This is a genomic window from Paenibacillus oceani (assembly GCF_014705615.1).
Classification (GTDB): Bacteria; Bacillota; Bacilli; order Paenibacillales; family NBRC-103111; genus Paenibacillus_AB; species Paenibacillus_AB oceani.
Genome location: NZ_JACXJA010000035.1, coordinates 13,022 through 31,779 on the forward strand (window position 1 = coordinate 13,022; position 18,758 = coordinate 31,779).

Below are 18,758 nucleotides of genomic sequence, written 5' to 3' on the forward strand. Positions count from 1 at the left end.
CCTCTTCCGTGATGTGCCGCCTTCCGGTCCGGCCTTATCGTTATTTCGCCGTATATCCTCCATCGACTGGCAGGTTCGCACCCGTTATATAACTCGACGCTTCCGAGGCGAGAAATACGATGGCGCCCATCAGATCCGTATCGCCCGCCATCCGGCCGAGCAGTGTCCGTTTCTTGTATCGTTCGGTAAAGATGTCCGGAGTCATCTTCGTCCAGTACCCGCCCGGACTAACGCAGTTGCAGCGAACCCCCTCGGGTCCGTAATGGCTCGCAACGTATCGGGTGAAATTGATCATGCCCGCCTTATGAAAGAAATAATCCGGATTGACCTTTGTGCCGAGTCCTTCATAAAGCGTCGTGTCCGGCCCGACCATCCCGTACATCGAGCCAATATTGATGATCGACCCGGATTGCCGTTCGGCCATCCTGTTGCCGAATGCGCGGGTAGCGATAAAAAGCCCCGTTGCATTGACCTTCATGCTCTCAGCGAATTTGAACGACTCTTCCTCCCAGCCGTTTTTCATCGGGCGGGCGACGGCGTTATTGACGAGCACGTCAACTTGTCCTTCTTCCTGAACGATCCGGTCTTTCGCAGCGTGGATCGAAGACTCGTCGCTCAAATCCATATAGACCGCTTTCACCGCATGTCCGGTCTCATGAAACTCCCGCTCCAGCAGCTCAAGCTGGTCTTGGCGGCTGGACGTCAGCCAGGTGCTCGCTCCCGCCTCCGCTAGCGCCTTCACGATTTGCCGGCCGTACTTGCCGGCCCCGCCCGTTACGACTGCCACCTTGCCCAATAAAGAGAATGCTTCCATTATATTCGCCACGGTGTTCATCCTTTTCCCATTTTTGCTTTGCAACATTTCTCTTATTGCGAGACATAATCTCGTTTAATGAACAAAAGAATGGGCTTTCTTTGCAGAAAGCCGGTATCCCTTATCTTACTCCACTACACCTCTCGGAACGTAGCCAAGCCGCTCGGATATTAGTACGGCATAGTCGCGGACAACTTCGGCGACCGGCTCCAGACTGCCGTTCCCGAACGAACGCCCGCCCACGCTGATCGCCGCTACAACCTGGCTCGTATGGTCCCGGATCGGAAACGCGACGCAGCGAAATGCTATCGACAGTTCTTCATCGTCGATCGCATATCCGCGAGACTGCACCTGCTTGAGTTCTTCCATATACGCTTCGACCGTCCGGATCGACTTGGGCGTATGAACCGACAGACCGTGCTTGTTCAGGATGTCCAGAGCTTGCGCTTCGTCCAGCCAAGCCATCAGCACTTTGCCGAGCGCTGTCGCGCTCACCGGATTGCGTACGCCGACAGGGGCGTTCACTCGCGTCGATTTCGGCGATTCCTGGTTTAGCAAGTACAGTACGGTACCCTCGTGCAATATTCCCAGATGCGCCTTTTCCCCTAATTTCTCGGCCAATTCCGGCAAGAAACGTTTCCCTTCGGTAATGAGCGCATTGTTGGCGTAAACCGAACCGAGTTCGAAGCATTTCGGCCCGACCTGGTACTTGCCTGTCTCCGGGTTCTGTTCGAGCAGCTGGTGCGCTTCCGCCGTGGCGAGCAGCCGGTGTACGACGCTTTTATGCAGCTTCAGATGCTCGGCGACGTCTGTAATGCCAAGCGGTCTGCGCTCACGGATGAACAGCTCGAATACCGAGAAGGCCCGATCGACGGATTGCACGATATAATACGGCGTATTTTCTTTCTTCATAGCTGCGCCTCCCCTTAGGTCTCATAATGCGAGAACGTTTCTCCAGATTCTATATAAGAATCATATAGGATCGGCCTCTTTGTTGTCAACCGTTCTGCCGTCGGTCCTTGCATGTAAAGCGACTACTTCCCGGAAGAAGCAGCCGCATCGAACCTTTCCCTTTCTGCCGGGCACGTTATTGATACAACACCGCATCGTCGATATATAGCGTTGTTCCTGCTTCGATCCCGCTTAAACGCAGGTGGACCTGTACGTAACTTACATCCACTTGATTGACGTCATCCGGAATCCACCCCGCATAGCGGATCGCCTTCCACTGCCCGCTTGTATCCACCGGATAAGAGTACGACGTATACGTCCCGATAATTTTTTTCTGCGCATCGGTCAGGTTGATATATAAACGCATCGTACCCGAACTCGTTTGACCGGGAGGCAGCTTGACATAGGCTTGGGCCGCGAAAGGTCCCGCCTGGGGCACGACGTACTGGTACGGTCCGCCGAGCTGCAGCCCGTTGGCAGCCAAGCTGTACTGCCCGGTTCGCGCTTCATCGCCGCTTCGAGCGATCGTCCCGGTTGAAGGAAGCCAATTCCCCCATGGAGGAGCGGCCGTCGTCCCCATTTCAAAGGAATCGTTTTGCGTAATCGACGCAGCGGAGCCGCTCGTAATCGCAAGCAGCAATCGCGCGAATTCCCGCTGATCGGACGGCCCGGTTTGCTGGGCGAGTGCGCTCACCTGCTGCGTAAGCGGTCCCCCGTTCGGCTCATTCGTCCGGATCTCCTCAACCAGCGGCCATAACGTTTGGGCTGTCACCCATTCTTCCTCATACTGGAAAACCTCCGCATCGTCGAGGTAAACGAGCGCGTCCTGCTCCATGCCATCCAGGGTTATAACGACCTGAATCTGCTTGACCTCGCTCCCTTGGACGGCAGCAGGGACATTCTCCAGTATGCGGACGGACGACCACTCCCCGGCTGTACGCGCAAGCGGAGTTACACTCGTCACGATCGACTTGAGCGTTTTCCCTTGCGCATCTTTCAAATGGAGATTGAGCTGAATCGTGCCGGCCGTTCCGGATTGAGGCGGCGTATAATAATACACCTGAGCGGCAGTCAGTCCGGGCTTCACTGCGAACGTTTGGTAAGGTCCGCCGCGAACCATCCCTTCCACCTTCAAGCTCGCCGTCCCCCGGTGCGACACCTGCTCGGTACGCTGGATCGTGCCGAATGTCGGTATCCAGCTCTGCCACGCCGCCGCTTGCGCTCCGCCTTCCTCGAACGAAGCGTTTGCCGATAAGGACAGCATGCTGGAACCGGTCCGCAGCAGCAGGCGGGCAAAGTCGCGTACAGGCGCGGATTGCGACGTATTCGCCAGAAGCTGTACCTGCTGGGTGACCGCTCCGCCCAGCGGTTCCTCTTCTTTCATATAAGCCGCCAGATACCAAAACGCCGACGCGTTCCATCCCGTCCAGTCCACCAGCGGAAGCGAGGACGGAGGGAATGCAAGCGCGATCTCATCGTTGTACGCCTCCAGATGGTCATGCCGCTCCGCCGCATAGGCGAGACGAGATTCAAGCGTTCCGGTCACTTCCGTCAGCAGATCCAGGGCATCCTGCTCCTGCTGCGGCCTTTCATACAACTTCGGATAGCTGCGCGCCGATGCTTCGTAATAATCGAACGACTGCTCCAACAGAAGCGCCCGTTTGTGCTGCTGCACCGTTCCGGCCTTGGCTACGGCAGACGCAAGAAGCTGCCTGCTCGTCGTCAGATCGGATTCCGTCACCAGATTCAGATACGAGGCGTCGCTGATGGACAAATAGGTGCTGTTCTTCCGGTCCTCGAACCAAGGGGACCCCAACACCCGGTCCGTCCAGAACTTCTCCCACACATCAAAATACGCCTGGATATCCGGGGCGGCGGCAGGACCCACCATCCGTTCATACCATTCCATCAATAACGCATCGACGTCCTGATCCGGGTCCCACTGCAGCTTCGCAGCAAGCCATGCTTTCGGCCCATCCCCCAACTGATCGTATATTTCCGTATAATGGGCGATCACTTCGTGTTCCTTCGCATACTCGTACTGTTCGGCCATCAGGTGCGGATAGACGCGCGGAAGCGTATAGTAGATGCCGTACAAGTAGTCGTACCAGGCAAGCTGGCTGGCGGCGGCCGACCACTGGACATTCTGCGCCTCCCCGTCATCGCGGACGTTCTCGTCCGCCCAGGCCATCCGGTCTTTCGTCAGCACGGGCACGACCCTCTCGTGAAGCGGAAACGATGGCGGGTCCATCACGTTTTTATAAGCAAGCACCCCGAACCATTTGTCCGGATATACTTGCAAAACCTGCTCGGCCACCTCGTTGACCCATGCATAATAAATGTCCGACATATTAACGAGCCCGATCGAATTCAATTGTCCCGGATAAGCGGGATGGGTCGGATTCGTCTCGCAGTAGTCTACGGAATCGTTAACCCCAAGCGAAAAAAACGTCTGGTTCGGATTCGCCGCAAAGTAGGCCAGGATGCGATCCACCGCAGTAGTAACGGTACCGGGCTCGGTGAAGCAGGGCTGCCAGCCGTGCATCGGCCGGTCCGGCGCCTTATGGCCGGGGTAATACTCCGGGTGGGTCGTCCCGTACTCCTCAACCGGGAACAGCGAGAAGAGGTTGTGCATGAAGACCATGCCCTTCCACTTGTTGTAGTTGCCCTGCAGCCGGTTGTTCTGCGCCCATTCGAAATAAGGCTGTCTGGCGCTTTGCACCGCCGGGGACCCGCCGTACGGACTCATCATGCGAAACGCAAACGCTGGCTCCTGCCTCACATCTTCCCTCTCTATCGACAAACTCGCGTGCTGCGGCACGTCCTCCCCATCCGGACCGGGGAACAGCCATCTGACGCCGACATACCGTTCCAGAAATTCCAGGACGCCATTATGAGTCCCCCATACGGACGGGCCGGCAATACGAATCGCCGAACCGTGCATATGGATCAGGAAACCGTCCTCCTTCACACCGTCCAGGGCAGCGTCGACATGGGAATCGGGTGCGAAAGCGTCCAGCCCCACCTCAATCCGCGTCATCGTCCCCGTACCGCAACCCAGTTCGCTTGCCCCATAAACCGAGAGGAGCACGCCTGTAGACTTGTGCACATAGTCGACAAGTTGGTTCGCACTTCGCCTTGTCTGTTCCTCCGCCTGGTCGGCGACAACGACGACGGCTTTGGCTTCGCCGTTTACGACGATGGGCAGAGTCTCCGTCTCTTGATTCGGCGACGGATTGCCCCCCTGCAGTTCGAGAATCAGCGTGTCGATCGCCTCATCCATGGAGACAATCGCGGCGGAGGTAATCAGTCCGATCTGCTCAAGTGCCGGTGCATGAATAAAACTGCGCATATCGTTCAAGTACGCGACCGCCTGCTCGCTGTTGTTTTGTGCGATGAGGATTTGGATGATTTGCTCGCGGTAGCGCATTTCTGCCGAGACTCCTGCCGCCATGTCCCCGGAAGCTTCCAGCTGATTGATATGCTGCGCCAATGGCGACGCCTGCGATTGCTGGGCTTCTATACGCAGCGAGCTTAACACTAGCAGCAGCAGGGTAGTCGATACAACAAGAAGCAACAAAGTAATCCGACTTGTTCTGGATGGATGGGGGTAGTCATTCAAATGAACCTCGTCCTCTCCGTCGTTTGATGGATACGTTTACCGTCCTGCTGTTCATTTTCCTTTCTGTGCTGCGATTGCTTTGTCCGCTTCTTCTGCCGCAACCCGTAAAGCGGTGTTCACATCGGCCGTTTTGCCCGTTGCCAGATTCGTCATCTCCTTCACAAGCGCCGCCTGCGCGACCGCATCGTACGGTGTCGGCGTATACGGCTCCGCCAGTTTGTCCGGGAACATCGCCTCGGCATGAATCGTTTTCCCGTTCAGCCATGGAATGTTCTTACCGAATTCGGATTTCGCCTTCGGATCGTTCAGTACCGACAACGTGCCTCGCCGCGCCATATTCAGCATGTTTTCCTCAGAAGCCAGATAGGCTACCACCTGAAAAGCTTCGTCTTTATGTTTGCTCGTGCTGGTGACGGCCGTAATCGTTCCATGGATGGAGCTGCCTACCCCCGGCAGATCGGCGAACGTAGGCGCTTTGGCGATGTCCCAATTAATTCCGGTCCACGTTCCGTTCAAATCCGTCGAAGCGATATACATGGCGGCCCGACCTTCCTTCGTAAAGGCTGTTGCGACGTTCGCCTCGTTGCCCGGAATTTGCTGAAAACGCACCAGGTTGGAAACGAACCGCTGCCATTTCGGCTCCTTGACGAATAATGATTGATGGCTGACCGGATCGACCATGCCGATGCTCAGCTGATTAACCAGCATCATATGACGGTAATCGATCACCGCGCCCAAATATTGCACGCCGCCTTCATTTCTCGTCATCTTTTTCGCGATCTCATACGTCTCGTCCCACGTTAATCCGTCTTTCGGATACTTTTCTCCGAACTTGTCGAACAAATCTTTGTTGTAGTAAATTTTGTGTGCGCTCCGATTGACCGGTAGTCCGTACAGCGCTCCCCCTGTGACGGATTTTTGCGCGGTAATGGATTGCTGGTATAAGATATTGAGATTATAGCCGTGCTTTTTGATCAGCTCGCTAATGTCGTAGGCCAGTTTCGTATCGACCAATTGCTTGCCGATGTTCGACAGCCCGACGGCCATCAGATCCACCTGCATTCGGGTGGCAAGCGCGCTTTCCAAGGTCACTTGTCCCCCGCCGGTGTCGTCTTTCGTACCCAGCAAGTAGTAGTCGATCGTGATATGCGGAAACTTTTTCTTCAGCGCCGGGCCGTCCTCTTCCATAAACTTTTCCTTGGTCACGCTACCCAGCATCGTCAGTTGTACCGGTTCCGGCTGTGTGACGGCCGGCGGCGTTTCCGTCTTGCCTCCAGCTTGTTCATTTCCTTTGTCACCACCGCCCGTGCATCCCGCCGCGAACAGCAGGCTTGCCGCTATACAAGCCGTTGAGGCGATACCCGTTTTTCCGGTTGCCTTTAATGGATACATGCCGTTAATCCCCCTTGGTTTTGTGTTTTGAAATGCGAAACTACCCGTGCAACTCGCACAACGTTCCGGCAATATACCGGTATCCATCCGTATCGTAATAGTAATACGTCACCAGCACGGTATGGTCATCCAGTTGAACGGAGCTTGTGTAGCCGATGTCTCTCCCGCTCGCATCTTCCCGCAGCACGATCTCCTCCGATGCGTCCCAGCGCTCGCACTCAGGGTCGAGAAGAGCGGCGCGGATTCCATACTGCTCATACCGGTGACCGTACGTCAACAGCAGACGTCCGTCCTTCAATAACAAACCGTGAAACGGACTTGGCGAATAAAACGGCTGTGCCGACGGACGGCTCCAGGTAACCCCGTCATCGGTCGACTCCGACGTATACAGCGGACAGCGGTTCACTTCCGGCCGGCTTCCTTGCTGACGCGTCCGCATCAAGACGACCAGCTTGCCTGACGGCGCGCGATACAGCAGCGGTTCCTGAAAATCGCAGCCATCGATGGGGCGGATCGTGCCTTGAATTGTCCAAGTATGACCGCAATCTGCTGTCCGTGCGATCACTACCTCAAACCCGTCCGAACCAAGCCGGTACATCGGAATGAGCAAACTTCCGTCCTTCGACTGAACGCCCGTTCCCCGTATCGCAACGGCCGGGATCGAAATCGAGACAGGCTGATCCCACGTCTTGCCGCCATCGTTCGAACGAATCGTGTACGCCCCTGCTTTACGCGCCCGCCATTGATCATACACGGCACGATCGCGGGGCTGTTCGGGCAAGTCTCCGCTCTCGAACACTTTCCACATAAAAAAAGTGCCCACAATGGTGCCGTCTTGCAACACATTCAAACAAGGGTCCTGCACCCCATAAAAGAAATGATCGAATAACACCTCTGCTTCCGCACTCCAGTTGCACCCATCCGCCGAAGAAATCGTGACGGCCTTGGACGACGGGTCAATATGATCGTAACGTCCATACACCGACCGCCGATCCGGCGCTTGGCGAAAACCGACCAAGTAACCGCCCTCGTTTTTTTGGATTGCACTTGGGAACGTGTTATATTGAGCATCTTTGTACAAAACGATATGTTCCCGCACCGTAAGTCCCTTCACAGTGTATACCTCCCTGAAGCTTGCTTGAGTGGCTTGACTTCATTTGCTATATTGCCGCGATTCGATGACAACGCTTCCATTCAAAAGCTAAATAACTTCTGCTCTCATCCCCCACTAGCTTTCCGCTTCCATTTTCGTCTTGCTCTCAACTATTTTCTCTGAATTGTTTGTTAAATCCTCCTTGTGAATTTCTCTTAATACGAGAAAACGTCTCGAATTAACACTAAAAAATGTAGACTTTGCTATTCAAAGTCAAAGCCCACGTTTTAGTTTCTCTTATTGCGAGACGCGATCTCGTATTATGTACATTATATATGGAACTTCAAATAGCCGTCAAGAAATATTGAAAAACCGAACACATCGTTTCCCGCTAGTCGCGGCTCCCTAGCTGCCTCCGGACGTTCAGTACTTCGAAGTGAGGGGATCTTGATCCTCGTCACACGGGTCTGGCTTTCCTTCCACACACACATTAATAGTCGAAGCAGGAACCGCAATCGTCATGATTCGGAACCTGCTTCTTTAATACGGTCACATAGCATCTTTGGCGCTTTCCTGTAAATCGTTCAAAGCCTGATCGATCGACTTATCCTGTTCGATTACGTCTATCAACTCCTGTTCCGCCAATTGAATAAACGTATCTAGGAAAATGGGGGTTGTTTTCTCGCGCGGAGATTCAAACCACCTGTTCAATTTGTAAAAAGCACTATAGTCGACTTGACCTCTGACATCGGAAACTTGCTCGCACCAGTTCGGCTCGATATCCAACCTTCCGATCTATAGTTACATAAATGACCGACTCCGATTGACTCTACAGCTTGAAACGTCATTTACTTCCCTTCGCATATGGATACGGTATTGCGGTCCGGCGCAATGGGGATGTTCTCGTCTGGCCATCTGTGTTAGCCCCATTGATGATAATCATGTCCCGGACGGGTTATTCCCATAGATCTTGCCGAACCGGGCGTTTCTGCAGTTTTGCAAATCATAGATTTATTTGATTAATCTCATTTAATATTAATGACATTAACATAAAGTTGTAATCGGTTCGTTCGCATCGCCTACGATTCCTACCTTAGAGCGGCCTATACTCGCCTCCCTAATCATCGACAGCTGCAACTCCTTTTACAGAAAAGAGGGAATTCGGTTCTTATGGAGAATTCAGTTTCGAGAGGATCAGATCGATACAATAGATTCCAATACAAGGAGAACCGAGATGACTGAATTAATAAACCTTGCTCAAAAGTGGCTCGATATGATCGGCAAGCCGGATCATTATGACTACGAACGTCGTCTGCGTCTTATTCGCAAAATAGAGACGGCCGAGTTTGTTGGTGAGCTGTATGAGCAGGCAAACGGTCCGGGTACCGTGCAACGGACACTATTGATGCTGCCGAAAACGATCAACGGCAAATTGCCGGCGGTAGTCGTTCCGTTTTACTATCCCGACCGTATGGCCGGGTACGATCTCGACACGCTCGAGCCAACCGACGAGCCTGACATTGCGATGGCTCTGCAACTGGTACGCCGCGGATATGCGGTTGTCTCCGCGGATGCTTATCACCTGACCTACCGGGAGTTCGAACTGGAACGCCGGGATTTCTCCCGTTGGCGGCACGCCGCCGACAGTCTGCTTCAGGACCACCCGGAGTGGACAGGCATCGGCAAGCTGATAGCGGATACCCAGCTTCTGGTGGACCTTCTGTGCGCGGACTCTCGGGTCGATCACGATCGGATCGGGATAGCGGGGCATTCGCTTGGCGGGAAGATGGCTTTATATACAGGGTGTCTGGACCACCGGATCAAAGCCATGCTATGCAGTGATTTCGGGCTTGAATGGGATCGCTCGAATTGGAATGAACCGTGGTATTGGGGAGACAAGCTTGATGCACTGAAAGCCGCGGATATGGATCATGCAGAGCTTATGCGCCTAGGCGGGATGAAGCCGTTTGTTCTGATCGCAGGGCTGTACGACAATGAAGATGCGCTGGACGGTATTATACGGGCGGGTTATTCCAATCCGTCGCAGTATCTCTTTATCAATCACGCTAGCGGGCATCGTCCGCCGATCGAAGCTCTCGAGCAAGGTTATGATTTCTTACAAAAAAGCTTCTAAATACCCTACTGTTGAGCAAAGGCAGCCGAACGTGTTCTGTCCGGCTGCCTTTGTGTTTCATTAAACTCTCGTTCTCTGTTACTTCAATGCGAATCCATCCCAGAAAAGAGTACAGAACGAGTGAACAGGAACAAAGATGCACCGCATTCATCACATTTCGCGATCAGTCTACAAAGCGCTAGCAACTCAGATTAAATTATTCGCCATGACCTGGCTGCTGCTGGCGATATCGAATTTTGTTCCACTGCTGCAAGCCCGGGCGTTATTTCCGGTTACTACGCTGTGGTTTGCTCCTGTATCGAATATATAGACTGCTTTGTTGAAATTGCTCATCCGGCATCCGGTAATTTCATGGTCGGTGCTTGTTTCTGGGGAGGCCGCTGTGCAGACGATCGCATGGCTTCCTGTATTCGACAGCGCCCCTGCTAATGAAACGCCGCTTACCCGGATGCCGCTGCTGTTTTTCACATAGATGCCACAGCAATAATTGTTGCCATTTGCCTCATAAAAACCGCCGGTGATCCCAATTTGAGTGGCGTGCAGCACGTTGATGCCGTAGCTTGCAGCATCTGTGACCCTGCTGTTTGCAATTTCGATATTGTCGCAGTATCGAAATTGCAAACCATTCCTCAGTGGTGCAGGAACATACACATTGCTGATCGTGATGCCCTTGCAGCGATCCCCCTCCGCTGCCGAACCGTTGAAGTAAATGCCGTTGCCATCAGTCGCGAACAACGTCGTCTGCCCCTTGCATTCCACTCCGTCAATGAGCACGTCTGAACAGCGTCGACCGTATATGCTTCCTGCGCCGCAGTTGTGCAACCGGCCGCCGCGAATTTGCACATGACCTACTCGTCCATCTGTGGCATCACCATCCAAATAAATGCCATAATACCCCACGTTGGTTACTACATTATCGATCAATTCGGTCCCTTCCACTCCCTGCGGATTTGGGTAGTAAGTGCGGATCCGGATGCCGTGTCCCCGAGCGCCGAACACTTGATTGCGGTAAACCTTGGTGTACTGCCCTCGTATCAAGAAGCCGACTTCATCCACATTGGTGACCGTATTGTCGTGAATGAGCCACCAGAAACACGGTTCATGATTGCCCAGACCGTTTTTCCCGCCTTCGACGCGGCAATGTTTGATCGTGCAGTGGATTGCCGGGTACAAGTTGCCCCCTGTGACTCCGCGCCGACAATTGCGGAAGGTGACACCGTCAATGATGACATAACGCGTCGCATTGTACAGCACAACCCCATAGCCTGTCGTCACATTCGGTATTGCTGCCGGAGACGTAGAGTTGCGGACCGTGCCATTGCGAATCGTACCGCCGTCACAATAAAACGTCTGGATCCCCGAATCTTCCCCTCCATCGATACTGACATTGTCCAGCTCAAACTGAACCGCATAGTCGATTCGAATACCACTATGACCAGACCTCACTCCGCCGCATATGATGTTCAAGTTGCGCAGCCTCGGCTGGACTACCGGGACGATGCGGCGAACGATCGTATTGGAAGCGGCCGCGTATGAAAAGGACGTTTGACCCGCCAATGTCAGCTGCGTCGCACTGTCCACAGCGAAAATACGCTGTAGTTCCCCCCGCTTGGAGCCGACCCTTCCGTAACCATCCATCATCGGCTGATCCGATGAGAGTAATAGGAGATCCCCCGCGCTTAATCCGGCTGTAGAGGTGAGCGCAACTTGACTTGATCCACTCGGAATATTAGTCGTAACGGACGTGCTCGCCCCGATGGACCCTGTCACATAAATGGCTCGAATCTGATTGAGAGACGTCGCAGCTGGAAGCTCTGTCGCATCAATGACAACCCCAACAAAATCCGCATCCAGCGAGCCGTTAATGACGAGTGGACTGCTGATCTTGTACGTCTCTCCCTGAATTGCCCGCAGCGGTTTAGATCGGACGATTGCGACATCAATCGCAGCTTGCAGCGCGGCCGTATCGTCTGCAGCGCCATCGCCGACAGCGCCGAACTGTTTGCAATTGATCTGTTCACACGCGATCAGGATTGCCTGCAAGCCGTTCTGCAAATGGATAACGCTCCCCCCATCATCGGGCAAAGAGCTTGCTTGAATGATATATTCAGCACAACCGCCGTCACCCGCCTCATAGTAACCGACTGTGCAAACCAGCATCCCCGCAGACAGGTGCATATCCTGTTTCATCGCAGCGATTGAGGCGTACCGGTGACAAATCGCATGATCATGGGAATGGTGCTCGACTTCCCCGCCGTATGTCGCACCAGTTACTGTATTTCCTTGACCCACAAACGACATCACCGGCTTAGCAGCCATAACAGCTCCCAACCCAGTCAATCCATACAGAAACCGCCTTCTGGTAACCGCTTTCATGCCTTGCTGCACGAAACGTATCTTCTCCTCCATTGCCAATCACCCTTTCGAATCCAATTCTTTATCAGAGCCGATACCGTCATTGTAATCGATCGGGGACTAAAAGGATTTGGAGAACCTGGTCCATGATTTGGAATTTTCCGCTCTGTTGGTCCATCAGCGGCAATCAAACAATCGCCATCATTTTGCGATAATTCCCCGGGGGAATTCCTTCTAGCTTATGGAAAATGCGATTGAAATAATGCAGGTCGTCGTAACCGACTTGTTTGCCAATCGTTTCAATGGTCGCGTCTGTTTCCCGGAGCATTTTTTTGGCTGCCTGGTGACGAATTTGTTGGATGTATCTCCCCGGCGGCACTCCGATCGTTTCCTTAAATACTTTGGCGGCATAGTCTGGGCTCAGTTTCAACTCGTTCGAAATTGCGTGACTCGACCAGTCTGCCGCACAGTTCGCTTCCATCCGGTCCGCAAGCTGGACAATCGTCTTTCCATAGACCGGATGCACTTGTCTCTCGGCTTCATCCTGATCGCGCAGCAGCATCACGAGAATTTGCAGAAGCAGTCCTCTACAAACGAGACCATAACCTGCTTTTTTGGCTGTAAATTCGTCTACAATTCTGTCCATCATGCTGGCTGTTTCGGCAGGGGCATTGAGGAGATGCTGACGAAACAGCGGTCCGAACGGAAGAGAAGGCTCTGTGCAAAACAGGTTGTCGTTGCAAGCAGCCTCATTGACTACAATTTCATCACCGTCAGTCAAGGTCATCTCGCCAAAGTAGTCGAAATGAATCCCGATGAAGGACAAGTCGGTATGGAAATGAATGGAATGATACACGTTGGCTGGGAGATAAAGCAATTTTCCTGCAGGGACAAGGAAGGCATGCTCCCCTACTCGCGCCTGTATTTCCCCTTTCAGTACATACAGCAATTCGAAGTCATAGATTCTTCTCTTGTCGATTTGATAGATCGCGGAATGGATTCGTTTCGCCCAGTGTATGTTAGGCGCCATGGAGTGAAAGGCCGATCTTGGCATCGAGTCAACCATCATTGCAAAAGAAGCCATCTCATTTCTCCTTTTTCCAAGTAATTGATAGCGCTCCCTCTATGGAGGCTGCATCAAGAAAAATATACCAGATTCGTGTTTCCTAAACAAAAAGAACCGCCAAGACTGTTCACCTGGCGGTTTCAGCGCTGCCTTCCCTTCTCTAATTGTGGCGCAGCAGCACATCATCCACTGCTGCTTCAAATAAATGAAGATGGACTTCCAATATATCATCATAATCAAACTGTTCCGCCAGTTCCCCTACTCCATGCGGGCTTTCAAACAACAAGCCGAAGGCCGCGCCAACATGAAAGAACATGCTTTGCAAGTTCATCCCCAAATGAACGTCTTCCTCCACTCCGACACGCAGTGCATTGCTGGACAAAGACGCGTGCCGGAAACCCGCTTGATGCAATCGGGCGTACAGCATTTGAGCGACGTCATAGACGCGCTGCTGGTACGCTTGCGGGACGTATGCGGATTGCAGCAGTGCAGGATAATGCGCATAGCTGTGTAAATTGAGTACGCAATCCGGCCCTTCGTTCGCTACAAGCTGCAGCAGTGCCTTCGTTGTTTCGCTCATCGGATTCGCCCAATCGTCATGCATCATATTAACACCGTTATCGTCAAAATAAGCCCCTAACAATCCAACATTACCGACCATCGGATGTACGGATTTGCTGCCTCTCCACCGATACAGCTCTCCATTTTTGCGGCAGCCTTGACCCCGCAATGTCATTTCCTCTGACGTCAGTCCTACCCATCCGCGATACGGTACACGAATGCGCCCGTCCGGGTTGGCAAGCGGAATGATGATGACCCGGCACTGCTGCATCTTTTTCCTGAGTGCCTGTTGTTCTTTTCCTCTCGCATCCTTACCTGTTTCCATCAGCTGAATGAGGGACAATGCGCTTGCAACCCCTTCCACCTCATGCCCATGTACGCCTGCCACAACGAATAGAACAGGACGCTTGCGTTCACGGCGCTTGAAATATGCGTCAGGATCCCCTGCGCCCATCGCGGAATTGAAGTTGGCCAAACCTCGTAATTTTGGTTCTGCATCCCCGTAACATACGGCGCGAACAGAGCGACCGCCCGGAGAAACCGAGATTGTTCTCACTTCCCCCAGAGCTACGTCTTTGGATAACAACTGGTCCACCTCCTCCACGCTGGACTGCCACCAATCCGGTACCGGATAAAGAGGGGTCAATACATCATGCTGCAATGCCATGCCTTACATCCTTTCTGCATTACGCGATTTATCTAATAGGAGAATCGGAACGATCCGAATGGTCCAGCTGCGTGTGTCATTCTTTCTTTTGCGATTTCTTTACTTCAATTTCCGCATTCGCCTCATCTTGCGCTTTTCGCAGCACGGTATTGACATCCTCCGTTCCTGTCACGTACGCTGCGAAGCCTCGCAGAAGCGCTGCGCTCGACAACGCATTGTAAGGAGTCGTAGTATTTCGTTCGGTCGGAATCGTTTTGAAGATCCCTTTGACGTTTTTGTCTTTGAGCACAGGGAACTGTGTGCCATAAAGTTGCTCCACAGGAGTGGCCAGCTGAATGGAAGGTCTTGCTTTGGCGATATTGGCAATTCTCGTCTGTACCTCAGGATTACTGGTCATATGATAAATGACATCAAATGCTTGCTCCTGATGTTTGCTCGTTCTGGATACAAAATACACTTGTGCATCAAATTGCGGCCCCATTCCCGGATAGTCCTTGTGAACGGGATACGAGACGATATCCCATTGAAAGGTCATTTTATTTTCCTGCGTCAATGTGGCTGCCTTCGTAACCATCGACCCGAAGTAGGGGACGATTGCCAATTTCCCGGTATCAAAAAAGGCAGGCGAATCTCTCCAGATCTGTGTCGGATTCGCTACGCCATTGCCTGGAATCGAGACGATGTCTTTACCAAGCTGAAAGATTTTGTTCCATTCATCCGTATGAAACACCGCTTTATTCGTCTTTTCATCGACAATTTTCAGTCGCTTCTGTTCACCGAGCAGGTCGATGCCGCCGATCGAGAGGCCTCTGTACTGCTCTCCATCGACATTCCGCGTCAATTTGACTGCGATCTCCTTCATTTGTTCCCATGTCATCCCATCCGTCAAGTACGCTGCTCCGAACTTATCGAAAATGTCTTTGTTGTACAGTGTTGCATACACGTTAATCCACATCGGCAAGGCAAACAGCTCGCCGCGGTCGCTGTATGTTCGAATCGCATTTAGACCTTCTTTGTGGTACACATTCAGGTCCGCCTGACGTTTTTTCGCAGGTTCGTTCAGATCCAGCGGGAGAGCCAGCTCTTTCCAGCCGATCAATCCTCCTATGCCACCCATCCCAATGTCCGGGAAGCTTCCGGCGGCAAGCATCTGGGCTGGATTTCCTGTCACATACTCCAAGGTGATGTGCGGAAATTTTTTCTCGATTGCAGGAACAAAATACGACTTGAATTCATCAACACTGAACGAACCTGGTCCAGCAAATACGCTTAATGTGACAGGCTCTGGTTTCTTTTCCGTTTCCACCGCGCGTGGGGCCGGCTCCGGGCTTTGTCCTTGCCCATTCCCTGCCTCATCCTGCTTGTTCCCGCTGCAAGCAGCCAGACTGACTGTCAGCATTCCGATTGAAATCGAAACGAGCATCTTTTTGAACATGTCGTTACCCCCTGAATAAGAACTAATGAAATGCATCTCCAAATCGTCAAACAATGTTGATAAAACGCTTTCAAAATCAGCCTGATTGCAGACCTCACTCCCTTCCCCACCAGACGCTCCGCACCGTTTCGGTGCAAGACATTACTGACTATTCGATTTGTTACATGTATTGTAACGAATCGTGGATCAAAATGATTTGGTCATCTTGGAGATATGTTTGGATTTTTCCGACTTAGGAATGAAGTAATGACCCCTGCCGCAAATGTGCAAAAAGCCTGCCATCTCATGCAGAGATGACAGACCGTTGAATCAAGTATACGCCCGATTGCGCTTCTTAAGCATCCATCAGGCTCTCAAGTATTTTCCCGTGATCGACTGCTCCGCATGGAGGATCTGCGAAGGGGTGCCCTCGAAGACGACCTGACCGCCCTTGCTGCCTCCGTCCGGTCCCATATCGATGATCCAGTCCGCATGGCTGATCACATCGAGATTGTGCTCGATGACGATCACCGTATTGCCGGCATCCACCAGGCGGTTCATAATCCCGAGAAGCTGCCCGATATCCGACATATGCAGACCGGTCGTCGGCTCGTCCATCACGTAGATGCTGCCCTTCTTATGCAGCTCGCTTGCCAGCTTGATACGCTGGCATTCTCCGCCCGAAAGCGTGCTGAGCGGCTGGCCGAGCGTAATATAGTTTAGTCCCACGTCACTGATCGCCTGGAGCTTGCGGACAACCTCCTTCAGCTCGAAAAAGTCCAGCGCCTGCTCCACAGTCATCTGCAGCACATCCGCAATGGATTTGCCGTTCAGCTTGTACTCAAGCACCTCTTCCTTGAACCGTTTGCCTCCGCATACTTCGCAGGGCAGCTTCACGCTTTCGAGGAAAGCCAGATCCGTATATACCACGCCCAGACCCTGACAGTTCTCGCAAGCCCCTTTGGAGTTGAAGCTGAACAAGCCTTGATTCACCTTATTTGCAGAAGCGAACGCCTTGCGCACGTCATCCATAATGCCCGTGTAGGTCGCGGGATTCGAGCGTGTGGACACGCCTACCGCCGATTGGTCGATGACGATCGCATCCGGATGCTGGCTGAGAAAAATATCGTTAATCAGCGTACTCTTGCCCGATCCGGCAACGCCCGTAACTAAGGTCAGCACTCCGGTTGGAATATCTACGCTTACGTCCCGCAGATTGTGAAGCGTCGCATCCTGTATGGACAGTTTGCCGGACGGCTGCCTGCACGCCTGCTTCAGCTGGAGCGGCCGCTTCATATGGGTCCCGGTTAATGTTCCCGACTCCAGCAAGCCCTGGAAGCTTCCTTCGTACATGATGGTACCGCCCCTGCTGCCCGCGTGAGGCCCGACGTCGACGATATGATCCGCAATTTTGATCACGTCGGGATCATGCTCGACGACGATCACCGTGTTGCCCTTGTCGCGCAGCTTCTGGAGCAATTCATTCAACCGGTGCACATCGCGGGGATGCAAGCCGACACTGGGCTCGTCGAAAATGTAAGTGACATCCACCAGACTGCCGCTCAGGTGCTTCACCATCTTGACGCGCTGCGACTCGCCGCCGGACAACGTATCCGTCTCCCGGTCCAGCGTCAAATAGTCAAGCCCGATATCGACCAGATGCTGGAGCCGCTCTGTCAGCGATTTGACCATCGGCGCGGCGACCGCATCGTCTATCTCCCGAATGACGCGAATAAGCTGTCCGACTTCCATGGAGGACAGCTCCGCAATGTTATGTTCATGAATTCTGCAGCTGAGCGCAGCCTGACTGAGTCTTGCGCCGCGGCAGCTGGAGCAGGGTCCTTCGGAGATGTACGGCGCCACAGCCCGCTGTGTGCGCTCGGACTTCGCCTTTACATCCTGCTTGATGTACTTGTTGGTGAACTTCTCGATGACGCCTTCTACGGTAATATTCATCGCTTTGCCGGCGAAATCCACCTGCACTTTTTTGGCCTTGCCGAATAACAGCTGCTCCAGATCCTCTTCCGGATAATCGCTTAGCTTCTTATCGGGATCGAAGGGGCCTGCCTGCACGATCATGTTCCACTCCCAGCTGTTCACCGAGTAGTCCGGCAGCATAATCGCTCCTTCGTTCAACGACTTCGACATATCCAGCGCCTTCTTCATATCGACGCCCAGCTTCCGGCCGATCCCGTTGCATTCGGGACACATGCCTTGCGGATCGTTAAACGAGAACATGTGAGCTTGTCCGATATGGGGTTGACCCACCCGCGAGAAGAGAAGGCGCAGAATGGGCGAAATATCGGTAATCGTGCCCATCGTGGAATGGGAACCGCCGCCCAGCCGCTTCTGATCCACGATAACTGCCATGCTCAAGTTCTCGATTCCGTCCGTGTCCGGCTGAGGAACACGGGGCAGAAAATTGCGCACGAACATGCTGAAGTTCTCATTCAGCAATCGCGTGGATTCCGCGGCGATCGTATCGAAGACGATCGATGACTTGCCGGAGCCGGATACTCCGGTGAAGATCGTAATCTTCCGTTTCGGAATGCGCAAGGATACGCTTTTGAGATTGTTCTCCCTCGCACCTGAGATTACGATAAACTCCTGATTGGATTCGCTCATGATAACATCCTTCCGATTAGATTCATGTCTTTTTATATTCGCATTGTACCATTCATTGGGCATT

11 protein-coding genes are annotated in these 18,758 nt (G+C 53.1%); 1 reads left to right on the forward strand and 10 read right to left on the reverse strand.

Translation table 11 applies throughout. The features are described 5' to 3' along the window. Positions 1-40: 40 nt before the first annotated feature. From IDH45_RS23210 to IDH45_RS23230, 5 genes are all read right to left on the reverse strand, one after another. Positions 41-826: an SDR family oxidoreductase gene (locus IDH45_RS23210; RefSeq protein WP_317891270.1), complete on the reverse strand. Its 786-nt coding sequence runs from the start codon at positions 824-826 to the stop codon at positions 41-43. A 114-nt stretch (positions 827-940) separates the two neighbouring features. Continuing rightward, a complete protein-coding gene (locus tag IDH45_RS23215) occupies positions 941-1,726 on the reverse strand; it encodes an IclR family transcriptional regulator (RefSeq protein WP_190930518.1) in 786 nt (261 codons plus the stop codon). 175 nt (positions 1,727-1,901) lie between these two features. Then, the gene (locus tag IDH45_RS23220) at positions 1,902-5,342 is read right to left on the reverse strand and encodes a DUF4838 domain-containing protein (protein ID WP_190930519.1); all 3,441 of its coding nucleotides are present in this window, start codon (positions 5,340-5,342) and stop codon (positions 1,902-1,904) included. Positions 5,343-5,438: 96 nt separating this feature from the next. Continuing rightward, positions 5,439-6,779, reverse strand: coding sequence for an ABC transporter substrate-binding protein (locus IDH45_RS23225; protein WP_190930520.1), 1,341 nt, complete (start codon positions 6,777-6,779; stop codon positions 5,439-5,441). A 40-nt stretch (positions 6,780-6,819) separates the two neighbouring features. Further along, entirely contained in the window at positions 6,820-7,893 is a 1,074-nt protein-coding gene (locus tag IDH45_RS23230; RefSeq protein ID WP_190930521.1) for a sialidase family protein, read from the reverse strand. A 1,213-nt stretch (positions 7,894-9,106) separates the two neighbouring features. On the opposite strand from IDH45_RS23230, the gene IDH45_RS23235 reads away from it, so the two are divergent. After that, positions 9,107-10,006, forward strand: coding sequence for an alpha/beta hydrolase family protein (locus IDH45_RS23235; protein ID WP_190930522.1), 900 nt, complete (start codon positions 9,107-9,109; stop codon positions 10,004-10,006). A 186-nt stretch (positions 10,007-10,192) separates the two neighbouring features. Here IDH45_RS23235 and IDH45_RS23240 read toward each other — a convergent pair whose 3' ends face one another. The 5 genes from IDH45_RS23240 to IDH45_RS23260 all read right to left on the reverse strand — a co-directional run bounded on the left by IDH45_RS23240 (position 10,193) and on the right by IDH45_RS23260 (position 18,694). Further along, positions 10,193-12,415, reverse strand: coding sequence for a right-handed parallel beta-helix repeat-containing protein (locus tag IDH45_RS23240; protein ID WP_190930523.1), 2,223 nt, complete (start codon positions 12,413-12,415; stop codon positions 10,193-10,195). Positions 12,416-12,548: 133 nt separating this feature from the next. After that, positions 12,549-13,445 carry a helix-turn-helix transcriptional regulator gene (locus tag IDH45_RS23245; RefSeq protein WP_190930524.1) on the reverse strand — a complete coding sequence of 299 codons (897 nt, stop codon included), beginning with the start codon at positions 13,443-13,445 and terminating at the stop codon, positions 12,549-12,551. A 142-nt stretch (positions 13,446-13,587) separates the two neighbouring features. Continuing rightward, a complete protein-coding gene (locus tag IDH45_RS23250; protein WP_190930525.1) occupies positions 13,588-14,655 on the reverse strand; it encodes a M14 family zinc carboxypeptidase in 1,068 nt (355 codons plus the stop codon). A 76-nt stretch (positions 14,656-14,731) separates the two neighbouring features. Then, complete coding sequence (locus IDH45_RS23255) at positions 14,732-16,090, reverse strand: ABC transporter substrate-binding protein (protein ID WP_190930526.1); 1,359 nt, start codon at positions 16,088-16,090, stop codon at positions 14,732-14,734. A 345-nt stretch (positions 16,091-16,435) separates the two neighbouring features. After that, positions 16,436-18,694 carry an ATP-binding cassette domain-containing protein gene (locus tag IDH45_RS23260; RefSeq protein WP_190930527.1) on the reverse strand — a complete coding sequence of 753 codons (2,259 nt, stop codon included), beginning with the start codon at positions 18,692-18,694 and terminating at the stop codon, positions 16,436-16,438. Between the last annotated feature and the right edge of the window lie 64 nt (positions 18,695-18,758).

Coding starts and splice junctions, on each gene's coding strand:
- IDH45_RS23225 (WP_190930520.1), bottom strand. CDS start 6,779: ATGTATCCATTAAAGGCAACCGGAAAAACGGGTATCGCCTCAACGGCT.
- IDH45_RS23215 (WP_190930518.1), bottom strand. CDS start 1,726: ATGAAGAAAGAAAATACGCCGTATTATATCGTGCAATCCGTCGATCGG.
- IDH45_RS23235 (WP_190930522.1), top strand. CDS start 9,107: ATGACTGAATTAATAAACCTTGCTCAAAAGTGGCTCGATATGATCGGC.
- IDH45_RS23260 (WP_190930527.1), bottom strand. CDS start 18,694: ATGAGCGAATCCAATCAGGAGTTTATCGTAATCTCAGGTGCGAGGGAG.
- IDH45_RS23255 (WP_190930526.1), bottom strand. CDS start 16,090: ATGTTCAAAAAGATGCTCGTTTCGATTTCAATCGGAATGCTGACAGTC.
- IDH45_RS23250 (WP_190930525.1), bottom strand. CDS start 14,655: ATGGCATTGCAGCATGATGTATTGACCCCTCTTTATCCGGTACCGGAT.
- IDH45_RS23240 (WP_190930523.1), bottom strand. CDS start 12,415: ATGGAGGAGAAGATACGTTTCGTGCAGCAAGGCATGAAAGCGGTTACC.
- IDH45_RS23245 (WP_190930524.1), bottom strand. CDS start 13,445: ATGGCTTCTTTTGCAATGATGGTTGACTCGATGCCAAGATCGGCCTTT.